23 protein-coding genes are annotated in these 22,858 nt (G+C 37.1%); 7 read left to right on the top strand and 16 right to left on the bottom strand.

Features of this window, described 5'->3' with window-relative positions; translation table 11 throughout:
- Positions 1–142 precede the first annotated feature (142 nt).
- Positions 143–1,072, bottom strand: coding sequence for an aldo/keto reductase (locus tag FZF08_RS23045; protein ID WP_159473988.1), 930 nt, complete (start codon positions 1,070–1,072; stop codon positions 143–145).
- A gap of 249 nt (positions 1,073–1,321) precedes the next feature.
- On the opposite strand from FZF08_RS23045, the gene FZF08_RS23040 reads away from it, so the two are divergent.
- Genes FZF08_RS23040 through FZF08_RS23030 form a run of 3 tightly spaced genes read left to right on the top strand, consistent with a single transcriptional unit; the run spans position 1,322 to position 5,112 of the window.
- Positions 1,322–3,148: an ABC transporter ATP-binding protein gene (locus tag FZF08_RS23040; RefSeq protein ID WP_159473986.1), complete on the top strand. Its 1,827-nt coding sequence runs from the start codon at positions 1,322–1,324 to the stop codon at positions 3,146–3,148.
- A complete protein-coding gene (locus tag FZF08_RS23035; protein WP_159473983.1) occupies positions 3,149–4,087 on the top strand; it encodes a glycosyltransferase family 2 protein in 939 nt (312 codons plus the stop codon).
- A gap of 59 nt (positions 4,088–4,146) precedes the next feature.
- The gene (locus FZF08_RS23030) at positions 4,147–5,112 is read left to right on the top strand and encodes a glycosyltransferase family 2 protein (RefSeq protein WP_159473980.1); all 966 of its coding nucleotides are present in this window, start codon (positions 4,147–4,149) and stop codon (positions 5,110–5,112) included.
- Here FZF08_RS23030 and FZF08_RS23025 read toward each other — a convergent pair.
- The 12 genes from FZF08_RS23025 to FZF08_RS22970 all read right to left on the bottom strand — a co-directional run bounded on the left by FZF08_RS23025 (position 5,089) and on the right by FZF08_RS22970 (position 17,420).
- On the bottom strand, positions 5,089–6,012 hold the full coding sequence (locus FZF08_RS23025) for a glycosyltransferase (RefSeq protein WP_159473977.1): 924 nt from the start codon (positions 6,010–6,012) through the stop codon (positions 5,089–5,091). The genes FZF08_RS23030 and FZF08_RS23025 overlap by 24 nt on opposite strands.
- A 202-nt stretch (positions 6,013–6,214) precedes the next feature.
- Entirely contained in the window at positions 6,215–7,144 is a 930-nt protein-coding gene (locus tag FZF08_RS23020) for a phosphatase PAP2 family protein (RefSeq protein ID WP_159473975.1), read from the bottom strand.
- Positions 7,137–7,772 (bottom strand): sterol desaturase family protein, encoded by a 636-nt coding sequence (locus FZF08_RS23015; RefSeq protein WP_159473972.1) that lies wholly within the window; start codon positions 7,770–7,772, stop codon positions 7,137–7,139. Before FZF08_RS23015 ends, FZF08_RS23020 begins: the two co-directional genes overlap by 8 nt.
- 9 nt (positions 7,773–7,781) lie before the next feature.
- On the bottom strand, positions 7,782–8,351 hold the full coding sequence (locus FZF08_RS23010) for a DUF4833 domain-containing protein (RefSeq protein ID WP_159473969.1): 570 nt from the start codon (positions 8,349–8,351) through the stop codon (positions 7,782–7,784).
- On the bottom strand, positions 8,329–9,060 hold the full coding sequence (locus FZF08_RS23005; RefSeq protein ID WP_159473966.1) for a CDP-alcohol phosphatidyltransferase family protein: 732 nt from the start codon (positions 9,058–9,060) through the stop codon (positions 8,329–8,331). The genes FZF08_RS23010 and FZF08_RS23005 overlap by 23 nt, the downstream gene beginning before the upstream one ends.
- Positions 9,061–9,076: 16 nt before the next feature.
- On the bottom strand, positions 9,077–11,635 hold the full coding sequence (locus FZF08_RS23000) for a DUF5686 and carboxypeptidase-like regulatory domain-containing protein (RefSeq protein WP_159473963.1): 2,559 nt from the start codon (positions 11,633–11,635) through the stop codon (positions 9,077–9,079).
- Positions 11,636–11,709: 74 nt separating this feature from the next.
- Positions 11,710–12,081: a GtrA family protein gene (locus tag FZF08_RS22995; protein ID WP_159473960.1), complete on the bottom strand. Its 372-nt coding sequence runs from the start codon at positions 12,079–12,081 to the stop codon at positions 11,710–11,712.
- 3 nt (positions 12,082–12,084) lie between these two features.
- Complete coding sequence (locus FZF08_RS22990) at positions 12,085–12,543, bottom strand: phosphatidylglycerophosphatase A (protein WP_159473957.1); 459 nt, start codon at positions 12,541–12,543, stop codon at positions 12,085–12,087.
- Positions 12,544–12,746: 203 nt separating this feature from the next.
- Positions 12,747–13,739, bottom strand: coding sequence for an NAD(P)-dependent oxidoreductase (locus tag FZF08_RS22985; RefSeq protein ID WP_159473954.1), 993 nt, complete (start codon positions 13,737–13,739; stop codon positions 12,747–12,749).
- The gene (locus tag FZF08_RS22980; protein WP_159473951.1) at positions 13,736–14,863 is read right to left on the bottom strand and encodes a hypothetical protein; all 1,128 of its coding nucleotides are present in this window, start codon (positions 14,861–14,863) and stop codon (positions 13,736–13,738) included. Before FZF08_RS22980 ends, FZF08_RS22985 begins: the two co-directional genes overlap by 4 nt.
- Complete coding sequence (gene spt / locus FZF08_RS22975; protein WP_159473948.1) at positions 14,860–16,068, bottom strand: serine palmitoyltransferase; 1,209 nt, start codon at positions 16,066–16,068, stop codon at positions 14,860–14,862. The genes FZF08_RS22980 and spt overlap by 4 nt, the downstream gene beginning before the upstream one ends.
- Positions 16,069–16,820: 752 nt before the next feature.
- Positions 16,821–17,420, bottom strand: a complete 600-nt coding sequence (locus FZF08_RS22970; protein WP_159473945.1) for a TetR/AcrR family transcriptional regulator — start codon at positions 17,418–17,420, stop codon at positions 16,821–16,823.
- A 435-nt stretch (positions 17,421–17,855) separates the two neighbouring features.
- On the opposite strand from FZF08_RS22970, the gene FZF08_RS22965 reads away from it, so the two are divergent.
- The 3 genes from FZF08_RS22965 to FZF08_RS22955 all read left to right on the top strand — a co-directional run bounded on the left by FZF08_RS22965 (position 17,856) and on the right by FZF08_RS22955 (position 20,340).
- Positions 17,856–18,044, top strand: coding sequence for a hypothetical protein (locus FZF08_RS22965; protein ID WP_159473942.1), 189 nt, complete (start codon positions 17,856–17,858; stop codon positions 18,042–18,044).
- 814 nt (positions 18,045–18,858) lie between these two features.
- The gene (locus FZF08_RS22960) at positions 18,859–19,335 is read left to right on the top strand and encodes a hypothetical protein (RefSeq protein ID WP_159473939.1); all 477 of its coding nucleotides are present in this window, start codon (positions 18,859–18,861) and stop codon (positions 19,333–19,335) included.
- Between the two features lie 183 nt (positions 19,336–19,518).
- Positions 19,519–20,340, top strand: a complete 822-nt coding sequence (locus tag FZF08_RS22955; RefSeq protein WP_229216656.1) for a DNA-3-methyladenine glycosylase — start codon at positions 19,519–19,521, stop codon at positions 20,338–20,340.
- On the opposite strand, the gene FZF08_RS22950 is transcribed toward FZF08_RS22955, so the two are convergent.
- Complete coding sequence (locus tag FZF08_RS22950) at positions 20,298–20,630, bottom strand: Ada metal-binding domain-containing protein (RefSeq protein WP_159473933.1); 333 nt, start codon at positions 20,628–20,630, stop codon at positions 20,298–20,300. The two genes, FZF08_RS22955 and FZF08_RS22950, sit on opposite strands and share 43 nt — an antisense overlap.
- Before the next feature lie 193 nt (positions 20,631–20,823).
- Here FZF08_RS22950 and FZF08_RS22945 point away from each other — a divergent pair, with 193 nt between their 5' ends.
- Positions 20,824–21,345: a DinB family protein gene (locus FZF08_RS22945; RefSeq protein ID WP_159473930.1), complete on the top strand. Its 522-nt coding sequence runs from the start codon at positions 20,824–20,826 to the stop codon at positions 21,343–21,345.
- A 68-nt stretch (positions 21,346–21,413) separates the two neighbouring features.
- On the opposite strand, the gene FZF08_RS22940 is transcribed toward FZF08_RS22945, so the two are convergent.
- Positions 21,414–22,415 (bottom strand): PAS domain S-box protein, encoded by a 1,002-nt coding sequence (locus FZF08_RS22940; protein WP_159473927.1) that lies wholly within the window; start codon positions 22,413–22,415, stop codon positions 21,414–21,416.
- Positions 22,415–22,852 carry a response regulator gene (locus FZF08_RS22935; protein WP_159473924.1) on the bottom strand — a complete coding sequence of 146 codons (438 nt, stop codon included), beginning with the start codon at positions 22,850–22,852 and terminating at the stop codon, positions 22,415–22,417. Before FZF08_RS22935 ends, FZF08_RS22940 begins: the two co-directional genes overlap by 1 nt.
- Positions 22,853–22,858 lie beyond the last annotated feature (6 nt).

Genomic DNA, 22,858 nt, shown 5'->3' with positions numbered 1-22,858 from the left:
TACGAAAAAAAGACTGTCAGTGATGCAACTGTATTCTCATTTAATTTTAATTTAATATTTTGTAAACCCGACAGCTATACGTTTCACCGAGAAGTAACCTCAAAGTGAATTATAATTCAAGCTAACATGTAAGTATTGGTTGTTAAAGAGTATCAATATAATTCAACATCCTTTTTAAGCCCTCCTGATCCGGGAGTTTGCCATAACCTGCCCCCATGTTGTCAATCAGATGTTTTTTGTCGGATGTTCCCGGAATCACGCAGTTGACAGCCGGATTTGCAAGAATATATTTTAAGAAATATTGCGCCCAGCTTTTGATATCATATTCCACCGCCCAATCCGGTAATTCTTTCCCTTTCACCACTTTAAACAAGGCACCGCTGTCAAAAGGCTCATTGATAATAACGGCAACACCATTATCCTGAGCTGCTTTGAGCAAACTTTTTTCCGCATTCCTCACTTTAATGGAATAATTGAACTGAACAAAATCTACCACTTTGGATCTGACAATTTGTTCAAGCTGCTGATGCGCAGAAACGGAATAATGCGTTATACCCACATACCGCACTTTCCCTTCTTCCTTCCACCCTTTCAATGTTCTTAAATGTGTTTGCCAATCCTGCAAATTATGAACCTGCATAAGATCCATCGTCTTTCTTCTCATTTTGAGAAAAGATTTATTCATTTGATCAATTCCCGTTTGTTTTCCGGTAGTCCAGACTTTTGTTGCATAAAAAAAGTTATCCTTAAAATCCAATCCTGCCGTCAGGTCACCAATTACCTGTTCGGCCTTACCATACATTGGTGAAGAATCTATAAGTTTCCCACCCAGACTGTTCATATGATTCAAAACTTCTTTCAACTCTGCTTTTTCTGAAATCGAATCGCCGACATCAAACTGAATCCAGGATCCCAATCCGACTACCGGCAATTTCTCTTTTGTTCCCGGAATATTTCTTTGTAACATATATTGGTGATTACCGGCTCTTGTATTTTCAAAATTTAATAATGAAGCAGCTCCTAAACAACCAATTTGCAGCATTGCTTGGCGCCTTGATATCTCGTTTTTCATAACTTCTTTTTTGAACCTATATATTAAAAAAGCTATTCCAGAGCAAAAATTCTCAATTCATTTTCCAACCTTTTCTCATTACGCGGGTCTCATTACAAAATGCATTTCCCGAAAAAACACAATTTCAGATGACTTACTAAAATTAAAACCGATGCTTTTTCGTTGTTAAATATCTTGTCTCAATATAAATCTTGAAAGGGTTCTGTCCCTTATGGCATAAAAACTTATCTTTGTGCCTTTAAATAAAAAATGAAAACATACTTTCGACTATTATCTTTTGCCCGGCCAATTGAAAAATTCGCCATACCATATGTCATATGTACAATACTGGGTGTAATTTTCACTACGCTAAATTTGGCACTTTTAGCACCACTGCTGATGACTTTATTTAAAAGCGGAACAGCTGGTACTGAATTGATCAAAGAGCCTAAAAGCTGGTTTGATGTAGCTGATTATTTAAATTATTTCGCACAACAGGCCAATTTAACATACGGACCTTATGGCGCTTTGCAACTTGTTTGCGCTGTGATTGTAGGATCCGTTTTTCTAGGAAATATTTTCCGTTATTTCTCCCAAAGAATTATGGAAAACCTTCGGATTCATACCTTATTAAATCTTCGTAAAACAGTTTTTAATAATGTTATGAATCTTCAAGTCGGTTATTTCAGCAACCAGCGTAAAGGAGATATTATAGCAAAAATTGCATCTGACGTTGGTGTGGTTCAATTTTCCGTTACCGGAACACTGCAAGTAGTATTTAAGGAACCTTTACAGCTTCTTGCTTATGTTTTCATGTTGTTTTCGATTTCGTTCAAATTGACAATTTTTGCCGTTCTCGTCATCCCGGTTTCTGCATTTCTTATATCCAAAATTGTTAAACGATTGAAAGAACAAGCCAAACAGGCGCAGGAAATGTTCGGATTAATGATCAGCTATCTCGATGAAGCTTTGACAGGTATTAAAATTATAAAGTCTTTTAATGCAACCCAAGCCATTAAGTCCAAATTTGATTCTGAAAACGTACGATATTCAGACCTGGGGAGAAAAATGGCTCGTCGGCAACAGCTTGGGGGGCCGGTTTCTGAATCTTTGGGTGTTCTTATGGTAACCTCTATTGTTCTATATGGCGGATCACTGATTCTTGACAAACAATCCGATTTGAGTGTTGCTCTCTTTATTTCTTACATCGGTATTTTCTCGCAGGTAATGCGTCCGGCAAAAGCAATTACAGAATCTTTTAGTACAATTCATGCAGGTATTGCCGCCGGGGAACGTGTTCTGGATTTGATTGACGAAAAACCAACAATCACCGATTCTCCCAATGCTGTTGCAATCACTTCATTCAACGAAGCCATCCGTCTTGAAAATCTATCTTTCACTTACTCGGAAAGAACGGTTCTTAAAAATATAAACCTTACAATTCCAAAAGGAAAAACCATTGCTTTGGTTGGACCGTCCGGTGGAGGAAAATCTACTTTGATGGATTTGATTCCAAGATTTATTGAAGCAGAAAAAGGAAAAGTTACCATTGATAACGTTGACGTTAAAGATATCACCATGGAATCGCTTTGGTCAATGATTGGCGTTGTCAATCAGGAATCAATGCTTTTCAATGACAGTATTTTCAATAATATTGCTTTTGGTATGCCAAATGCCACGCAGCAGGAGGTTGAAAATGCAGCGAAAATTGCAAACGCTCACGACTTTATTCTTCAAACCGATGAAGGTTATGAAAGTAATATCGGCGATCGCGGAATGAAACTTTCGGGCGGACAAAAACAACGCATTTGTATTGCCAGAGCGGTTTTGAAAAATCCACCGATTATGCTTTTAGATGAAGCGACTTCGGCACTTGATACAGAATCGGAAAAACTGGTTCAGGAAGCGTTGAATAATCTGATGAAAAACAGAACTTCACTGGTTATCGCACACAGATTAAGTACTATTCAAAATGCTGATTTGATTGTGGTGCTTGAAGATGGACAAATAATTGAAACTGGTAATCACATGCAGCTGATGGCAAGTCACGGTTTATACAAAAAACTGATTGATATGCAGCAGTTTACAGAAGTATAAATGGCAGAGTTACCATTAATTTCTATTGCTTTATGCACGTATAACGGCGAAGAATTCATTAAGGAACAGATGAATTCTTTACTGTCACAATCCTATTCCAATCTCGAAATTATTGTCGTGGACGATTGTTCAACCGACAATACTGCTTTCATCTTGAATCAGTATGTGTTGAACAATGAAAAAATAAAACTTTTCAGAAACGACAAAAATCTGGGTTATAATAGGAATTTCGAGAAGGCTATCAAATTGTGTACCGGTGCGTTTATAGCCATGTGCGACCAGGATGATATTTGGGATATTGATAAAATAAAAATACAGTCTGAAGCTATTGGTGATAGTGAATTAATTTATCACGATTCCGAATTTATTGATTCACTCGGTAATCCGATAAATTTTAAAATGTCGGATAAATTCAATTTTTATAGAGGAAACAGCCCGCTTCCATTTTTGTTTATGAACTGCGTTTCGGGTCATAGTGTGTTAATCAAAAAGTCGCTGTTAGAAAATATTTTTCCTTTCCCCGAGGGATTTCACTACGATCAGTGGCTGGCATACATCGCTGCGGATAAGGGAAAAATTGATTTTGTTAAAAAATGTCTGGTTCAGTATCGCCAGCATGAGAAAAACTCGACGGATATTCTTGCAGTCAGAAGCAAACTGCAAAAAACCAGTAAGGAAGTTAAAATTGAAAAACTCAAACAGGAAAGTCTTTGGCTCAAAGTTTGCGCTGAACACAGCGAAGCATCAAATTTTGATCTGATAATGAAACTTTACCAGCTTTGTTTAAAAAGAAATTCCTCTTACATAAATCTTTCCTACGGCTGGAAAATCTGGAAAAATGAAGAACTGTTATTGTTCCTGTTGAAAAAAAACAAGACCAGTAAATTCTTCTTTACTTTAAGAAAAATATGGGGACCAGGCACAAAACGAATCATTTAGACAAGCCGATTTAATCCCTTCCTAAACCTAAAAGGCAGCTGTCAGACTGCCAATCCGGAATGAACGATCAAAAAAATACACCGCTTGTCTCCATTGCACTTTGCATTTACAACGGAGAAAAATATATGAGGGAACAGCTGGAAACTTTGGTAAACCAGACGTACCCTAACCTTGAAATTATCGCAGTTGACGATCGCAGCAAAGATTCTTCATTAGAGATTTTGAAAGAATATTCTGATAAATATCCTTTTTTTACTTTCTTCGAAAATGAAGAAAATCTGGGTTACGTGAAGAATTTCGAAAAGGCAATTTCCTTGTGCAAAGGTGAATTTATTGCGTTATCCGACCAGGATGATATTTGGGATCTTGACAAAATCAGACTGCAAGTGGAAGCTATTGGCGACAGTCAGCTCCTGTATCACGACTCCACGCTCATTGATGAAAAAGGTGAGCCGACGGGCAAAAAAATGTCTGATATTATCAATCTTTATAGCGGCGACAATCCAAAAACTTTTCTGTTTTTCAACTGCATTTCCGGCCATAGCTGCATGATCCGGAAAGAGCTTTTAACCTGGGCGCTTCCTTTTCACAAAGATTTCTTTCATGACCAGTGGCTGGCCTATGTGGCTGCCAATGTCGGAAAAATCGAAGTGATCCATGATTCATTGGTTCAGTACCGTCAGCATAGCACCAGCTCTACGGATATTATGAACAAAAGAAAAAAGATCAATAAAAAATACCACGAAAACCGGGATATTCTTAAAATGCAAAAAGAGCTGAAATGGCTAAAACATTGCGAGAGTTATAAATTCAATAAATATCAGGACTTTGTTAGCAAACTCGTGACGCTTTTTGAAGAAAGATTAGGCACATTCCTGTCATTCCAATATTCACGATTGCTGAATGAAGAATATCAGTCGCTATATTTTATTCCAAAATACAAAAAGGCAAGTCAGTCTGCCTATGTTTTCCGGCATGTTTGGGGAATGAAATCGAAGATTTTATGGGCGAGAATCTTTGGATAATTTATTATCTCCTATTCCAAAATGTTGTTCAACTAAATGTACGTAGCCTTTAAAGAAAAGCCTTAAAGGCATTCTTTTCGATTTTGCACCAGAAATAAGCACTCGCTGGATCTCGCTGAAAGAATATTTCCATTCCAGCATTTGCTCCACGACGTTCTTGATAACCCGTTTTTCGGTAAGATAAATATCTTTTTCAGATACTAGTTTAGACGTTGTCAGTGGAAGATAAGCGTTCCATTTTCTGTGAAGCTTTAAAATAGTTTCGAACCATTTCTGATCAAAGTTACCTTCGGAAAAATGTTTCATCAAAATATCAAAGGTCACGACAATCTTGTGTTTCCCGAAAATATTCAGGCAAAAATCGACGTCATAACCGTGAAATCCTTTAAGCAGATCTTCATCAAAAGGTTTGTCTTGCAAGATGTCCTTTCTGGCGCATAACCACATCCCGTCCACACAAACAACTTCACTCAGTTTTTCAGAATAGGGGTTATGGTAGGCATGAAGATCTTCTTTCTCTTTAAATTTATAACCCTGAATAACATTATGAAACATACGGTCAGGAAAATTGTATTCCACGCAATACCAGCCCGACGGAGCCAATGCTTTATAACCGCCACCAGCCACTCCTACTACTCCAATTTCCTTATTTTCGGAAAATATATTTAAAAGAACCTCACCCCAATTTTCCGTTTTTATTTCAATATCCTCATGCATAAAACACAGAATATCAAACTTCGCTTTCTGCTTTCCTTCATTATAAACCGCACAAATACCTCGTTTTCCATCACTGTTATCAATCCCGATAATTTCGTATTCGACACCTATCGTTTCTTCAATATTTTTTGAAACTTCTCTTAATTCTTCGGCGTTGGCTGAGCAGATTATGATCGATATCATTAATTTTCTGGTATTTTCAAAAAGGGTAATTATTTATTGAAACGAGATACTAACCGTTTTCTTATCATAATCATGACAACAGAAATATTATCATGGTTGGAAAATGAAAGTATTTTGAAGACAAAACTTCTCAGTCGACAAATAAAAAAGCTGGAAACATCTTATGTTTCAAGACATTTCCAACTTTTATAATTCATCTATTTCAGTGTTCTTTTCTTAATCTTCTGGCTGCAATCAGGTTCACAATAATGATACCCGTGATGGCGCAGGATATACCAGCGATAACATCCAGGACATAATGATGACTTGTATAAATTGCCGCAAACCAGATTCCCGGCATTGTAATACCAATCACAGTTGCCAAACCTGCGTTAATTTTACTTCTCACCGCATAATACAAAGCGATAAGCGGATAAGAGGAATGTAATGAAGGCATGGCAGCAAAAACATTTGAGCTCTTCTCATAAATCGATTTAAAAATCCCCACATTGAAAAATGCATCAAAGCGTGAAAGCCCGGCTGTATTTCCTTTTGTGTTTGCAATAAATTCAAAACCATATTGCTGGCTATACCATGGAGGCGCGGCCGGATATAGATAATAAATCACAAAACCAATCATATTGACCAGTAAAAAAGTAAATGCGAAATTGAAAAATTGCGTCCTGTTTTTGTAAAAAAGATATCCCGCCAAAGACAAAGGCAATGGAATCCAGGTCAGATAAAATAAGCCTGACATGACGTCAAGAAAAGAGTTCTGGTGTAAAATCCAGAATTCATTTGGTGTTATAACCGAACTTCCGGTATTAATTCCGAAAATGGATTTTTCCAGATCGTACAGACTTTTAATATGTACTGTATTATAATTATAGTTCGGGAATGCCTTCATATAATCAAACAAAATCCAGTACACAATAAAAATTGAAAATGCAGTGATGAATTTGCGCGTTGCTTCGGAGAAAAAATAAAAGCTATTTGTAATCACTAAAAGCACAACCTGATCACTACGAAATCCCACAAGATAAACAGACAATACCAAATAAGCCACCGATATCAGCAACATCGTGATGATAGGCTTTATACCATAAAAATCGGTTTTGTGAATGCTTACTGTAGTTTCTAAATTGTCAATCATTTTTATTTTTTAAAAAATCGGAGCTGAATATTTTATCCCACAGCGGTGAACTTACTCCGTATCCTTTGGATGCATCGTCATAGTGGTGCAGCATGTGGTGTTTTTTTAGCTTTTTCCAGAATTTATTTTTAAAGTTAGCATGATGCAGGGCATAATGTGTCATATCATAAAATAAATATCCGGTCATAAAAGCAGAAAAAAATGCTGCCAGTGGACCTGATCTCAAAATTAGAGAAAACAGATAATAAAACGTCGCCGCCAGGGGAATACTTACCGAAGGCGGCATTACCAGCCTGTGTGCATCACTGGGATAATCGTGGTGAACACCGTGGAAAATAAAATGTATACGTTCCTGTATTTTATTTCCCTTTTTCGGTTCAAGATGAAAAATGAACCTGTGCAAAACGTATTCTGTGAGTGACCAAACTAAAAGTCCTGACAGATAATAGCCCGCAAATTCAATCGTGGAAAGCTCCTGCTGCCGGATTGCCTTCCAGGCAAAATAAAGAATTACGGGAATGAAAATGAAAAGGGGCACAGAAAAGTGCACTTTGGAAACCGATTCGAGGATATCGCTTTTGAACATCCTAACCGATTCTTTGGAGTTGGATACATAGTTCTTGGCCATGAAGAAACATCAGGAAAATTTACTAATTCTTTCTACTACTGTCTTACCTGTCGCGGGATCCGTTCCCGTAACTTCAATATACCTGACATTTGGCACCCAGAAAGTTCCGCCTTCGATCCTGACAAAAATCTTTGTCAAAACACATTGCTTCTGGTTAATCGCCATGTACACCTGATACTTGTTGTTCGAACCTTTTTTAAGATATAGTGGTGTTTTTGAATAAGCGACTGATTTTAACTGAAAATAATCCTTGCCCGCTTTTTTTACAATGATTCCGTAAGCGAATTTTTTTTGTAAATAATTAAGTTCTTTCCGACCGCCGCCTTCCGGATATCTTATCCAAAAAGGATGCACAGGATTTTCTTCGTCCAGTTGTCCCTGATCATTTACATTCAATTCATAACAGATCGTATTTGTATTCGGGTCTCTTTGAATATAAAAAAGGAGATTGGGCAATTTTGGTACAGGAAACGTGTCAACTGCTGCTACGGCAAGATTTTCCCTGTTTTTTTTATCTGCGAAAGCGTTGCTGCCCGTTGCAAGAATTGCAATCAGACTAGCGATTAATAGAAATCTCATCGGAATCTTTTTTATCCAATATTTTTTTTACACTCAACAATCGGTTTACCGCGGTGATATTGGTAAGAACGGCCATCACAGTGATTGGAATTGTAAAAATTGACATTGTTTCAAAAACATGAAAAGGAATGCCAGGAATGAACAATTTATAATCACCACCAATGTAGTTTGACGCCACACCACAGGAAATAGCCGAAATACCCACCAAAACCACACGTTCTGGCCTTTGCATTAATCCTTCCTTACATTCAACACGAAGACCTTCCGCTCTGGCGCGCGTGTAACTTACCATCACAGAACCTATCAGGGCAATAAATGCAAAGAGTGAACTGAAAAAATAATGATGCCCAACGAGATAATAACATATCCCCAAAAACATCACCATTTCACTGTATCTGTCTAAAACAGAATCGTAGAAAGCCCCAAAAGTAGAGCTCATATTACCAAGCCGGGCTACCTGTCCGTCGAGCATGTCAAATATTCCGGCAAAAAGTACCAGAAAACCTGCCCAGCCCACATAAGTCAAATCTCCCCGGTTACCTTCTTCAACACCTATTATAAAAATTACTGCTACTCCAATATTCAATGCCAACCCAATGGTAGTCACCATATTGGGTGTTAATCCAGCTTTGATCAGGAACCTTACAAATGGATTAATTACTTTATAAATGCCTTGCTGTAAAGCAACACGCAACTCGTCTTTGTTCATTTTTAACTCTTTTAAACTAGAAATCCAACTTAACCCTCGCCCTGACTCCCCACTCTGCAACATTAGGATTGTCAAGATAGTTGAACCGTTTAACCAAATCAACTCGTAATAACTTAAAAATGTTCGCGATACCGACACTTCCTTCCATGTAAGGTTCTTTATTCAACGAATAAGTCGCCGAGCTCCCATCCGGATTTGTCAAAAACTTATACAGATTTGGATTGTTAGCCGGATTATTTTCGTTTCTTAATCCGCCATACAATCCTCTGAATGCTACCACTTCTCTAAGTTTCAATTTTTTCAACAACGGTATTTTGTTAAAAATGAACCCGTTCAAATAGTACTCCACACTCATGCTGGCGTAATGATCACTCACAAATTCAAGGAAGTTCATTAAATTGTATGAACTTAACTGATAAGCATAACTCTGATTAGCCCTGTGAATGGTAAGCAACGGAAAAGGAATATTTTTTCCGACAATATAACCGCCTTCGGCCGTCACATCCGCGTAGCCAAACTGGGAAAGGAAAAACCTTTTTGCCACATTCCCCGTGATATTCTGGTAATTGGTTTCTCCTTGTAAAAGTCCTTTAATCCCTTTGCTGTACCGCATCGTAAAAATCGGATATTTATTAGGAATAGGCGTACGGTACAATTTACCCTGATAATATTGTTCATGAGGAGCATATCGCAATTCGAGACTGACTTCTGCATTTGATAAGGAATTAATATTAACCAAACCATCACTTCCTGCATCATAACGCTGGTAAACCAAAGCACCGGCTGGCGCCTGTTTCCACTGCGTAAAACCAAATTTGTAGGACAATCTGCTTGGAAATTCCCGGACATATTCGAATTTATAAATATCATTATAAAGCCATTTGTCATTCTTACCTCTTTTGAAAGACAAAAGAAAATTATCTTCCTGCACAAATTGCAGTTCCTGTCCGGGTATTTTAGTATCGTGCTGATAGCTAAATCTAAAATAATGCAGCGGGAAATGATAAATGGATTTGTTGTTTAGCGAATAAGTACCACTTGCAAAATATTTCCATTTCTGATCCTTAAAACCATAAGCAGCATAAGTTTCGAAATAAACACGTTTGCTGAAAATAGGTGTAGTCCTCCCTCCGAAACGCAACCTCAATCCTTCAACCGGATTGAAACTATAAAACGTATTTACAGGGCCAATTTCGACAGGGCCAAGCGCTTTATATCCCGCCAGTAAAAGCGTTCCGATATCCATTGTACGTCTGAAAGACTTAATGGTTTGCAACGTATCGACATTTTTATAGATCTCCACTTCACGGTGCTCCAAAGGAATATGACGTGAATTAACCCAGAAGTCCGGACTTTTCTTTTCGCCTTCCTTATAAACTATCTCTTCCGCAGGACCGCGATAAATACTGTCATCCTGTGCTTTATTAATTTCGTAATCTTTAAACGTTACCGTTCGCTGACCATAAATCCCACCTCCTTTATCTCCAAAAGCGAATTCCATTCCCAGCGTACTTTTGCTAAGATGATATCTTCCGTCGGAACTTTTATCAAATTCAAGCTTGGCTTCAAGGTCACGCATGAAGTTCAGGTTAATATCCTTATTAACAGTCAAATAAGCATGCTGAACACCATAATGGCCATCTAAAGTAATATACAGTTTACCCTGAAAAAGAAGATCTGTTTTATTTCTTGGGATAAAACTCAACTCAATTAACCATGGCTGCTGTGTTTTTATAGTATCGGTGATGAAGAACTTATAAAAAGTAGGTGCAGTACCGGCAATTGGGCTAAGCAAAAGATTGGTGACAACCGAAATATTATTGTTGTAAATATTTATATCTTCATAAAGCCTGTTGAAGTATGTACTCAAACCGTCATTATCAATGAAACGAGAATCATATTCTGCACGCTGGTCTGCTAATACGCGTTGCTTCTTTTTATAAGGATCTTTACGGAAATAGATTTGTGAAAGTCGCTCTCGCAGATAAGCCGGGAGCATATTTTTACCTCCGATCGTACTGGAATCCTGTTCAGTGAAAAGAAACTGGTAGTTTCTAAAAATCCGTTTTTCCCGGAATTTGTCAGACAGATTACTAAGTGCCAAAGAAATTTTCTCATACTGTTCGTACTGAACAAAATCATTGGCGTCCATTTGATTTTCCTTTTTATGGTCAATCACTTTCTGGATCAATTCAACAGCAGGATTATTTCGATTGCGGTAACGTGCTTTTCCTTTAATAACTACTTCGGTAAGCATCGAAGCATTTACACTTAATTTGATATTCATCACCTGTTCAATGCCCGGTGTAATATTTCTCACCGCAGTATTATACCCGATGTAACCGAACTGAATTTTGGAATAAGTACCTTCCAGTTTGATTGAATAACGGCCTTCGTCATCTGCAAGTGCCCCAATTGTAGTACCGGGAATCTGCACATTGGCATAAGGCAAGGTTTCCTTCGAAGCAGAGTCTGTAAGTACTCCTCTGATGATTGTAGTTTGTGCGCGGACAGTGTCTGAGCCAAACAGAATCAGAAAGAATAGTACACCTGCTATTTTAAATTTTACTAACATTTTTAATTTTTTTTTGCTTTTCAAGGCTGTCAGGTTGATTAAGCCATGAAAAACTCATTTAAGTTCTGTGATGATCACCTGAAAACAAGTTTTTTCTGAAAAATGTAATTATATCCAAAACCAACAATAACGGCTACAACAGCTTTAGCTATAACATAATTCAAATTTGTTTTTTCCAATAACAAATACATTCCTCCTGCATTCAAAATCAGATTTCCGATCCAGACAACAAAATATTTTAATGCTTGCCCACTTATTTTATCGTTTGCCGCTTCGAATACCCAGTATCTGTTAATCGTAAAATTAGCCACCCCACCCAATAATGTTCCTGCTATACTTGAACTAAACGGTTCTAGTCCAAAAAAGTTCACCAAAACGATTGCAGTCGAAAAGTCGAGAAATGTTGCAATCAATGAAGAGGCCTGCGCCTTGATAAACGTTAACATTTTTTACAAGAGATTAAATCTAAATGCTATTTGCAGAAGGATGTTTGCACAAATACCGGCAAGCACATCATCAAGCATGACTCCATACCCACCGGGTAATTTTTCTGCTTTTCTGATATAGAGAGGTTTAACAATATCGAAAAACCTGAACAGTATAAGTCCTGTTATAATATAAGCAATAGTTGAAGGCAAAAATAATAAGCTGATACACATTCCCGCGACCTCATCGATCACTACTTTTTTATCATCTTTTCCCCAAAAAGGCTCAACTGCATCCGAAGAAATTGTCCCTATGATTGTAATAAAGAGTGTTATTCCAAAACCAAACCAGATTGATGGTGTAAAATAGATTTGCCAAAAATACCAGCAAATACAAGTAAATACAGCTGCGACTGTTCCGCCACCTTTCCCGACATATCCTATCCCCAGGGATGTTGCAATAATTTTATGCAACTGACTCATTATTCTCAGGTTATTTCCATTCTACAAGGCCTGGATTCTTAGAAATCAAGAAACAGACCAAAAATTTTATCTAAGACCTTTTTAATCTCTCATTATTATCTCTTACCACGCCCCAGGTCATGAAAGCACAGTGTCCGCTTTAGAGTCCAGGTGGACTGACATGCTGATCTACGTACTTCATAATCTTAAATTTTAGAGGTGATTTAAAGCCATTTTTCTTGTGTATACCACTGAATTGATTCTGACAAACCTGATTTTAGATTGTATAAGGGGCGGTAATGCAAATCTTTTCTTGCTGCTTCGATACTACAAGCCCAGTTGGGTGCTGTAAGTTCATTCAGCTTCTCTTTATTAAGAACAGGCGTTTTTTCAGAATTCGTGTAAGCCAATTCCAGCACGTTAGCCACTACTTTTACTACACTTTCCGGAATATGAAAACGTATTGTCTTCTTTCCGAGCAGATCCTTAAAAGTATCGGCAAGCTCATAACGGCCATAGACATTGCCGTCTGATATATTATAAGTACGTTCTGTCTTATTTTCAGCATGTAAAGAAAGCATGATAGCATTCACCAGATCCTGAACATAAACAAAACTGAAACGCTGAGGTTTTTTACCAATGTACATATCCAACCCGTCCTGCAACATTTTGAAAACGATGTATAAATCCTTTTCACCAGGACCGTAAACCGCGGTTGGTCTCAAAATGGCTAGCGGCAAATTGCTGTCGTTTAAATATTGCTCCGCCAGCAATTTACTTTTTCCGTAAGCCGTCACCGGGTTGGCTTTTCTATTTTCTGTAAAGAGCTCTTCATTATCATAGTCCGTTGGCCCAATCGCAGCCAGACTACTTACAAAGACAAACTTTTTAAGCTGAATATTCGCCTGTTCTGCTGCCAGAGCAAGATTTTGGGTATATCCGGCATTAATGAAATTATATTCTTCTATACTTTTTGCCTTGGTTGCACCGGCCGCATGAATGATATACGAATATTGACCCGCTTCCAGATTGCTGATCAAAGATTCTTTTGAACCAAGATCGACCGTTACAAAATTAGGTGCCAAAGCGTTTAAATGCGATAACTGGCTCGATGAACGTACTGCCGCGTCAACCTCATATCCGGCCTCCTGCGCAGCTTTTATAAGATGATATCCTATAAATCCACTTGCTCCTGTTATCAAAATTCTTTCACTCATATTTCCTTTTCAAGCAATCTATAACGCTTGTAAAGCTCTCCGTTCATCTGATCCAATGCCCTGTTCATCATATGATTATCTTCCAACATCCACGAGCACTCTCCACCTTTTATTTTAGTGCCTTTCGAATTTTTGATAATGCCACCATACAAACAGGCTTCAATCCCCAGTTTACGGTAACCATCAACAACACCCAAAGTCAAGATCCGCAACATGTCAATATTCTTTTTCAGGAAAAGAAGTTTGAAAATCCCTGTTGGTAATAATCTTCCTTTTTTGATTTTGATCAAGATCTGATTGATGTCCGGAATCGCCAGAACAAAACCAACGATTTTATCATCCTTTTCTGCTAACAAACAATAATCAGGATTCAGGATCATTTTCAAGTCCTTGGCCAGATACTCAAATTCGTGTTCCGTCATAGGAACAAATCCAAGATTTTCCTCCCATGCCGAATTATAGATCTCCCTGATCTTTACGACCTCATTCTTGAAATCTTTAAGATTTACTTTTCTAATAACAATACCATTTCTTTCCAGTAATCGTTTTTGAAGCAAATCCAGCATTCTTATCGATTTGTCATTTACAGTTGCGTGCATCACTTTGTAAGCCAGCAAATCTGTTTTTTTTGTAAAACCGATATTTTCAAGGAGCGTCAAATAGTATGGCGCATTATATGGCATCATCGCAACAGGAGGCATGTCAAAACCATCAACCAAAAGTCCGCAGACATCATTGGTCGTAGGACTTGCAGGCCCCTGAATTTTGTCCAGTCCCTTTTCTTTAAGCCAATCTGTGGCTTTTTCAAAAAGTAAGTTGGCAGTTTCCTGATTGTTTATGCAATCGAAAAAACCAAAAAAACCATCGTTAGCCCCAACAAATTCATTGTGGTTTTTATTGTGTATGGCAGCAATTCGACCCGTTATCTTACCATTGTCATCAAATGCTAAAAAACACTGCGACGATGAATGTTCATAAAAAGGATGTTTACCGGGAGAAAGCAAATCTTTTTGCCCAATAAATATTTCCGGAACGTAGTTTACATCATCCTTATAAAGGTCATGAGGAAAATCAACAAAACGGTCTAAATCCTTATTAGAGGTAACGGGTAAAACTTGGGTCATACACTTTCAGAAATAATAGGGTCGGAATATATGTGTTTGTAAGCCTTAGTCATTTTATCTACTGCTTCTTCAATCTGCGCAAAAGTATGGGTTGCCATTAAAGAAAAACGAATCAGAGATTCCGTGGTATGCACCGCAGGAGATACGACAGGATTTACAAAGACACCATCTTCATGTAAAATCTTGGTAATCTGGAAGGTTTTTTCGTTGTCCCGTATGTATACAGGTAGAATCGGACTTTCGGTTTTCCCTAAATCAAATCCACTTTCAAGCAACAACCTCTTGGCATAATGTGTATTATCCCAAAGTTTTTCGATATGCTCCGGTTCATTTTGAACAATTTCAAGAGCCGCCAAAACTGTGGCAACAGAGGAAGGAGTCATACTGGCACTAAACATCAAAGCACGTGCGCGGTGTTTGAGATATTCTATCGTTTCTTCGTCAGCCGCAATAAAACCGCCAAGTGAGGCAAATGATTTACTGAAAGTACCCATAATAAGATCTGCCTTGGAGGTAAGACCAAAATGAGATGCTGTACCTGATCCGTTAACTCCAATAACACCAAGACTATGGGCATCATCCACCATAATATTGGCTCCAAACTCTTCAGCAATAGCCACCATTTCAGGAAGCTTGACGATGTCACCTTCCATGCTGAAAATCCCGTCCGTTGCGATTAGCTTAATAGCATCTTCCGGAAGGTTTTTCAATTTATTCCTCAAATCATCCATATTATTATGGCTGTATTTGACCACTTTTGAAAAAGACAAACGGCTGCCGTCAATAATAGAGGCATGATTTGCATCATCCAGTATCAGGTAATCATTCCTACCTGTAATGCTGGAAAGAGCACCCAAATTAGCCTGAAAACCAGTACTAAAAAGTACAGCGGCCTCTTTTCCGGTATATATTGCAAGTTTTGTCTCTAACTCTTCATGGATATCCAGCGAACCATTCAAGAAACGTGAGCCTGCGCATCCGGTTCCGTATTTAGTAGTTGCTTCACGAGCCGCTTCCACTACCTTAGGATGATTTGTCAAACCGAGATACGAATTTGAACCAAACATCAGCACTTTTTTGCCATGAATGATTACCTCAGTATCTTGTCCTGATTCAATTGGCCTAAAATAAGGGTAAAGCCCTCTTTCCTTAATTACCTTCGAATCTCTGAATTCAGAAACCCGGGCATGTAGTTTATTCCCCATAAATATTTAGTGTCAGAAACATGCACCTACTTCCTGATTTCCAGTTAATTCCAGTTGGTTATGCATTTTTTTTGTCATTAAAAAAGTAATTTAATCATATTAAGGCAATGTAAAAGCATTGTTTCGCCTGTATTACCTAACATGTTAACTTCAATAAAGGTTTTTACTTGAATTAATTTATTTCAAAAATTTATAACAAAAACAGTTTTTTTAAGTTCAGGCAAGATTTAAAACCTATTCTTATGAAAACTTTTTCAAAAACCTGATTTATCAGAAAAATCTTCAATATTCCTTTTAAACATACCAGACAAGTGATATATCAATCTTTTTAATGTATATACCCTGCTTTTAAAAAATATAAAAACCGATTTTATTATATTTTTACAAAGATATAAAAATTGTATTTTTAAAACTTTCTTTCGTTAAAAACTGCCAGTTTTTTGTGTTAAATAGAATTATTATTTCTATGAACTGTTACAGCCTGGCAAAGAAAATATTTTTCCATTGGTTCTTCACCCCTCTTTTTCAATATCTGCCTATTTTAATGTTTATTTAATTTTCTGTTAACTTTTCGCAAAGTGCCGGGTAGCAACTGCAATAAATGTGCGCGGTTATTTTAAAATTGTATCCGATATCACTAAGTTATCCAAATACTTAATCTCCTGACAGTTATTGCGAATATAATAATTCTGAACACGCTTATCTAAACTTTAAAACTAATAACGTATTAGAGTCAGTATATTAACCCAATGTTATTTTTTTAGCCCATTCATGACCAATTGCATGAGGAGTTGAAGATAGTCATGCATCTCATCAAGTTTGTCATACATGATAAGATCAAACTCAATACTTCTTTGCGCACTCGTAAGTACAAATGCCAGCCTGTTAAGTTCACTATCGCTTAATATTCGGAATTCTCCGCTGACCATACCGTATTCGAGGATGCTTTTAAGGATCACAATCTCCTTTTCGTCATATTTTTTTCGCCAATGACAGTCTCCTCCGGTTGCAAACATTGCCTCCCGGGTTTCTGATACCAATACTGTGTAGAGATTTGCCATTTTTTTCATCATTTCAAAACGTTTAAGATAAAATGTCTTGAATTTCTCCCAGGCCGTAGGCGACTTGGCAATCTCACTTTGGAGTATCAGAAAAAAATCGTCTTTTTCTCTGCTGATAATGGCCTGAAAAATTTCTTCTTTACTTTTAAAATAATAATAAAGCGTGCTTTTCCCTTTCCCTGCATCCTTGGCAATATCTTCCATGGTCGTTTTGCTCAAACCATATCTCTGAAAAAGTTTGTTAGCCCCTTCCAGAATTTTTGCCTTAATTATTTCATCTTTATTTAACATCTTCTATTAATTATTTTTCGACTAAAATCGAATAATGGTCCAAAATTAACCTATGCTCTTTGTACAACAACATTTTATTACAAATAATTTTAATATTCAAAATATAATACTAAACCATCTTCAATAATTTAAATTACAGATGCGTAGATTGTTGTTGCAAACGACTTATTTACAAAGTGCTATTTACTTACTATCCAGACAATGAAACCTTCCGCCTTCCTCAGAGGTATATAAGCCAGAAGAATTATTTGTTAAAGACTTTCAGGATAATACCTTATTTCTTTATATTAAAACAGTGAAATTATAATTCTATTTATTTAACGGTTAGGGCTTTAAATTTAATTGAAATAAAATTGGCCCGTTATTCAATTTCCTCAGTATGGTAGTATACACAAGAATTCAATAACTATTTTCACACATATTTAACCCAGTATCATGCAAACCGATTCAGAATCTTTAACGGAAATCAGCCGGCTCCTCGACATGTATATCAGCGAGATACAGTCGTCGGAATTAAAACCACTGGCCGCAAACATTTATCTTACCCATGCCAAAAACTTCGTCCGGTGGATTGAAGGAGAATTTGTTCCCGGAGGCCGGCTTGAAAAAAACAAAGGCAGGTAACAGCCCGACTGTCACAATGTCGAAAGCTGAGGAATTCAATAGTCCGGTTTTATTCAGCACTACTTCACACACTATCTTTGCTTCAATAAAAATCAGTTAACGTTTTTCTTTATTATTTGATTTGCTCCCGCAATCGACGAAAAATGTCTTTCTCAATTTAAATAAAAGTTTGTTTAATAAGTATATCACGAATGATTTTAGAAGCATATTTCAGGAAATTGTTAGCCAAAACGATGTTTATCTTAATCGCTAGCGTCAAATCTTTCATTCAATTTCCATATCAATCATGCCTAAAGGCATTTTAATTTCTGTGTCTGACCTAATTGCGATATGAACTTGGAATTTTCTTTTTGGTCCAAAATATGTATCAAAAAAGATGTCATTTCATCGACCAAAATAGGTAGGCTATAATCTATACCAAAGGAAATTAATTCAAAGCATTATCAAAGTGCCGTAAGGATTAAAGGTTATACAACCGATTTCTTCCATGGTTAGAAATCCAAAATATCGAAGCGTTAACGCCTTAGGCATGAACGACATGATAGCCATGGAGTTTATTCCGTGGTTCCATCATCTAAAATTCCTTGTGTTGGCAGCACCGAATTTAATTGGTACAGAGCCAGCAAAAGATTATTGATAATGATATTAACCCCATGAAATATTTCAGAATACCTGTTTTCCGGCGTATTGGGTAACAGGTTAAAACCTGCATGACGTTTATATATTACCCAATAAAAGTGATAATAAGAATCCCAACTGAATTAATAATTTACTGGCACGATTTTTGTTTTCCACATAATTAAACCCCATATCAATGTTATCGATCATAGTTTTAGACAATTACCCTATACTTCGTTACGGAATTAACAATTTATTGAGAAATAACTTTGAAGATATCCAAATTACAGAAGTAGAATCTTTAAAAGATATTCCCCAATTTGAGAAAAAGATAAAGCCGGATCTAATAATTTTGGGTATAAATGATAATTCCAGGAAACAAGATTTGGAATTGTATTATGCGGTAAAACAGTTTTTCCCGATATCACCGGTTATTGTATATGATGAAATCATTTACGATTTCAAAACACTTCCATACCTTGAATTTGGAATTGAAGGTTATGTTTTAAAACAAAACAACCCATCTGAACTATTACGATCCATTGAAATTGTATTAACTGGCAAACGCTATATATGCAATGCTGTGCTTCAAAATTTATATCACGGGTTTTTATTGGAGGAATCCGGCTTAGCGAGAAAACAATTGTTAATGAATTTGAGGAATCAAGCCTGATCATTTCTTTTATACCGCAAGTTTCGGATTGTTTGTAAAACTGATCGAAGCTAGTTTTACTTATCTGGTATGACGAATGATAGGATACTTTAAATGAGCAATAACATTATTTTAATAAACATAAAATCAAGTTTTAGTTTCAGCGAATGTCTGTGGTTTCTCAATCGTAATTATGACGATTGTATGCATTCACTCACTGTTGACAAAATATTAAAAGCCGTACTCATCCGGGATGTTTTCTTTGTATTTTCAATAGCTCAAAATGGGCAGGCGTTGCAAATAAAAATCCTGTTTGGCCCATGTGATTTAGAAACCACGGCGGCTATCAAAGATTATGTTATTGACTGGCTGGATATTGACAGGGATTTGAATCCTTTTTATCAGCTTCTTAATCAGCGCAGCGAAATTGCCTACATGGCTGAGGAATTTAAGGGCTTGCGAATTATAGGAATTCCCGATCTTTTTGAAGCCTTGTGCTGGAGTGTTATCGGACAGCAAATCAACCTGACATTTGCTTACAAGCTTAAAAGAAGACTTGTCGAAAAATATGGGTGTCATACTACGTTTGAGAATCAGCAATTTCATATTTTTCCTTCTTTTGAAATACTGGCTGAAGCCGATCCGGATGACTTGAAAGCCATGCAGTTTTCTTCTAAAAAAGTGGAATATATTATTAACATTTCGAAACTTTTTAAGGCTGGAAAACTAAGCAAAGAAATCCTACTTTCCCTCCCCGATTATGACGCACGGCAAAAGGTGTTGATGTCTGTTAAAGGCATTGGTATATGGACAGCAAATTATGCGTTGATGAAAAGCTTAAAAGAACCGTCAAGTGTTCCCTATGGTGACTCGGGTTTATTACAGGCGCTGTTAGTGCATGAAATCATAACCGACAAAAAAGACAGCTTACAAATCAATAATTTTTTTCAGGAAATGAGAGGATGGGAAAGTTACATGGCTTTTTATTTATGGAGGAGCCTTGCTAAAAGATCGGAATCTGCGTGAGAATTATCATTATACACGATTTTCAAATCGTTATTTAATTTCCACAACTTATATTTTCCAGGAAGGCAGTGCGCGCATGGCCGGTACTTTTCTGTAATTGCCTGCTGCTCATCTTTAAAGAAAACCCGGTTTTCTATTTTCATTCTTTTTCCAGAGCGGCAATGAAGGGTGCCATAAATTCTCGCCTTTTTGTAGCCACCCAGTGTAATTTCGCCACTACGGATTAACCTTCCCAAATTTCTTTGAATTGTAGGCTTGTCAATCCCCAGGCTACTATGCAGTATAATCATCGTAAAATTCAGGTTTGTTTCCTTAAAATTACTGTCACGAAGTTTTACTTAAAACCTGATTCTTGCTTTCTCTTTCTTTAATTTTGATTCATTAAAAAATATTTTCCACCCTAAAAACCCTGCTGACATAGGGCTGTCACTGGCATGTATTTCCTTTGTAATGGAAATAGTAAAAACATAAACTTTTAGCAAAATGGAAAATAACACTAGTGAGGTAAAAGAACTTCTTGAATCTGAAGTTTTCATCACACAGGATGCCTTGTTAAATCACTGGCAGGGACACCGTCGGATTACGCGCCGTGCGATTGAAGCATTTCCTGACGACCAGTTTTACACCTTTTCTATTGGAGGCATGCGCACTTTTGCAGAATTAATTATGGAAATCATGGTACTTTCAGGGCCAGGAATTCATGGGATTTTGTCTGGAGAATGGACCTACGGTGATCCTCCTCTAAATTTTACATCAACGCCACCAGCTACCAAGCAAGAAGTACTGGCACTTTGGGATAAAATTACAGAGGAGATTAACACAATCTGGCCAAAAATCCCGGTATCACGTTTCCATGAAATGGATGCTGCTTTCGGACAATATGATGGTCCGGTTTATTTTACAACTTTATATATCATTGACAACGAAATCCACCATCGCGCACAGGGCTACGTTTACCTTAGAGCACTTGGCATAGAGCCGCCTGCGTTTTGGGATCGCAGCTAAAACAAATACTATTAGTCATGATTAAACATATTCTCCTATCAAAGTCAGTCGACTTTGATAGGAGAATCTCAAATTAGTTTTGTCTTATTCGCTATATCCCTAATAATCCCGTCAAGCTCATTAGCCGAAATAAGCATATGATCCAACAATTCCTTTTTTTCATTTTCTGAATGATGGTAATTTTTGATCAGGTCAACAATACCCATCAGTCTGGCAACGGGAGCCCTAACGACATGAGATTGAAGCCAGGCAATTTCCTGCAATTTTTGGTTTTGACGTTCAATCGCTTCAATGTAATGCAACCTTTCGGTAATGTCATTTACCAAAACTACCCTGGCCTTTTTACCATTTATATAAATAACGTTACTTTGAATTTCTGCTTGTATTATTTCCCCATTTTTCTTTCGGTGCCGGGAGATACCGTTGTAATGAAAAGTTGATTGTCTTCTTGTCTGATTCAATGATTCTTCAACCTGGTTAAGATCTTCAACCGGCCGTATATCACTGATCGTCATCTCAAGAAATTCTTCGAGATTATATCCGTAATGCCTGATCGCGGCATCATTAACGTTCATAAATTGCAATGTTTCAAGATCATAAACCCACATTGGCTGAGGACTTAGCTGAAAAAGATCACTGTAGCGTTTTTCTGATTCTTCCAGTTCAGCCGATTTTTTCTTTCGCTCAATACTGTAAAGGATGCTTTTGTATAAATTGGAAGCAGATAATTCGTCTTTAAGTAAATAATCAGAAACACCCAGAGAAAGTGATTTAACACTGAAAGATATGTCCGGATATCCTGTTAAAACAATGATCGGAATTCCTGCGCTGAGGGCAACTATTTCCATGATCAGATTTTCCCCGCTTTTATCAGGTAAAGAAAGATCAAGTAAAATGACATTTACAGGCAGTTTTTCCTCTACAAGTAAAGACCTCCCTTCCTTGAAATTTTTAGCCTGGAAAATTTCAGGAGAAGAGATCTGCTCATCCAGAAAATCTTCAATTAGCGCAAAATCTCCGGCATTATCTTCAATGACAAGAATTTTATATCTGTTTTTATCCTTTTCCATCAATTTATGTTTACGGATGGCAACGTTACAATGCTGATCCAGAAATTTTCGATCTGCCTGACCACATTCAAAAAACTATCCAGTTCTATCGGTTTGGTGATGTAGCAATTCGCATGATTCTTATAGGAAAGATTAATATCCTTTTCTGAGGATGATGTAGTTAGCATTATTACAGGAATATGCTTTATCTCATCACTTTTCTTAATATACTTAAGTACTTCATGTCCATTTTTTTTGGGAAGGTTTACATCCAGCAGTACTAGATCCGGCTGTTCTGCCAGTGTATGTTTTCCTTCCTGCTTTAAGAAATCAATCGCTTCTTCTCCGTCTCTGACAACACTGATTCTGTTTAAAATTCTTGCTTCCTGCAAAGCCTCTGTTGTGAGCAAAATATCACCTTCATTATCCTCCACTAATAAAATATGTATACTTTTCATAACGTT

Origin of the sequence: Dyadobacter sp. 3J3, from assembly GCF_009801115.1 — a bacterium.
Lineage (GTDB): Bacteria > Bacteroidota > Bacteroidia > Cytophagales > Spirosomataceae > Dyadobacter.
This window is presented reverse-complemented; position numbering and strand designations above follow the sequence as displayed.

Excerpts from the sequence above, each read along its gene's own strand:
- FZF08_RS23045 (WP_159473988.1), bottom strand. The coding sequence starts at position 1,072 with ATGAAAAACGAGATATCAAGGCGCCAAGCAATGCTGCAAATTGGTTGT.
- FZF08_RS23040 (WP_159473986.1), top strand. The coding sequence starts at position 1,322 with ATGAAAACATACTTTCGACTATTATCTTTTGCCCGGCCAATTGAAAAA.
- FZF08_RS23035 (WP_159473983.1), top strand. The coding sequence starts at position 3,149 with ATGGCAGAGTTACCATTAATTTCTATTGCTTTATGCACGTATAACGGC.
- FZF08_RS23030 (WP_159473980.1), top strand. The coding sequence starts at position 4,147 with ATGAACGATCAAAAAAATACACCGCTTGTCTCCATTGCACTTTGCATT.
- FZF08_RS23025 (WP_159473977.1), bottom strand. The coding sequence starts at position 6,012 with ATGATATCGATCATAATCTGCTCAGCCAACGCCGAAGAATTAAGAGAA.
- FZF08_RS23020 (WP_159473975.1), bottom strand. The coding sequence starts at position 7,144 with ATGATTGACAATTTAGAAACTACAGTAAGCATTCACAAAACCGATTTT.
- FZF08_RS23015 (WP_159473972.1), bottom strand. The coding sequence starts at position 7,772 with ATGGCCAAGAACTATGTATCCAACTCCAAAGAATCGGTTAGGATGTTC.
- FZF08_RS23010 (WP_159473969.1), bottom strand. The coding sequence starts at position 8,351 with ATGAGATTTCTATTAATCGCTAGTCTGATTGCAATTCTTGCAACGGGC.
- FZF08_RS23005 (WP_159473966.1), bottom strand. The coding sequence starts at position 9,060 with ATGAACAAAGACGAGTTGCGTGTTGCTTTACAGCAAGGCATTTATAAA.
- FZF08_RS23000 (WP_159473963.1), bottom strand. The coding sequence starts at position 11,635 with ATGTTAGTAAAATTTAAAATAGCAGGTGTACTATTCTTTCTGATTCTG.
- FZF08_RS22995 (WP_159473960.1), bottom strand. The coding sequence starts at position 12,081 with ATGTTAACGTTTATCAAGGCGCAGGCCTCTTCATTGATTGCAACATTT.
- FZF08_RS22990 (WP_159473957.1), bottom strand. The coding sequence starts at position 12,543 with ATGAGTCAGTTGCATAAAATTATTGCAACATCCCTGGGGATAGGATAT.
- FZF08_RS22985 (WP_159473954.1), bottom strand. The coding sequence starts at position 13,739 with ATGAGTGAAAGAATTTTGATAACAGGAGCAAGTGGATTTATAGGATAT.
- FZF08_RS22980 (WP_159473951.1), bottom strand. The coding sequence starts at position 14,863 with ATGACCCAAGTTTTACCCGTTACCTCTAATAAGGATTTAGACCGTTTT.
- spt (WP_159473948.1), bottom strand. The coding sequence starts at position 16,068 with ATGGGGAATAAACTACATGCCCGGGTTTCTGAATTCAGAGATTCGAAG.
- FZF08_RS22970 (WP_159473945.1), bottom strand. The coding sequence starts at position 17,420 with ATGTTAAATAAAGATGAAATAATTAAGGCAAAAATTCTGGAAGGGGCT.
- FZF08_RS22965 (WP_159473942.1), top strand. The coding sequence starts at position 17,856 with ATGCAAACCGATTCAGAATCTTTAACGGAAATCAGCCGGCTCCTCGAC.
- FZF08_RS22960 (WP_159473939.1), top strand. The coding sequence starts at position 18,859 with ATGTTATCGATCATAGTTTTAGACAATTACCCTATACTTCGTTACGGA.
- FZF08_RS22955 (WP_229216656.1), top strand. The coding sequence starts at position 19,519 with ATGCATTCACTCACTGTTGACAAAATATTAAAAGCCGTACTCATCCGG.
- FZF08_RS22950 (WP_159473933.1), bottom strand. The coding sequence starts at position 20,630 with ATGATTATACTGCATAGTAGCCTGGGGATTGACAAGCCTACAATTCAA.
- FZF08_RS22945 (WP_159473930.1), top strand. The coding sequence starts at position 20,824 with ATGGAAAATAACACTAGTGAGGTAAAAGAACTTCTTGAATCTGAAGTT.
- FZF08_RS22940 (WP_159473927.1), bottom strand. The coding sequence starts at position 22,415 with ATGGAAAAGGATAAAAACAGATATAAAATTCTTGTCATTGAAGATAAT.
- FZF08_RS22935 (WP_159473924.1), bottom strand. The coding sequence starts at position 22,852 with ATGAAAAGTATACATATTTTATTAGTGGAGGATAATGAAGGTGATATT.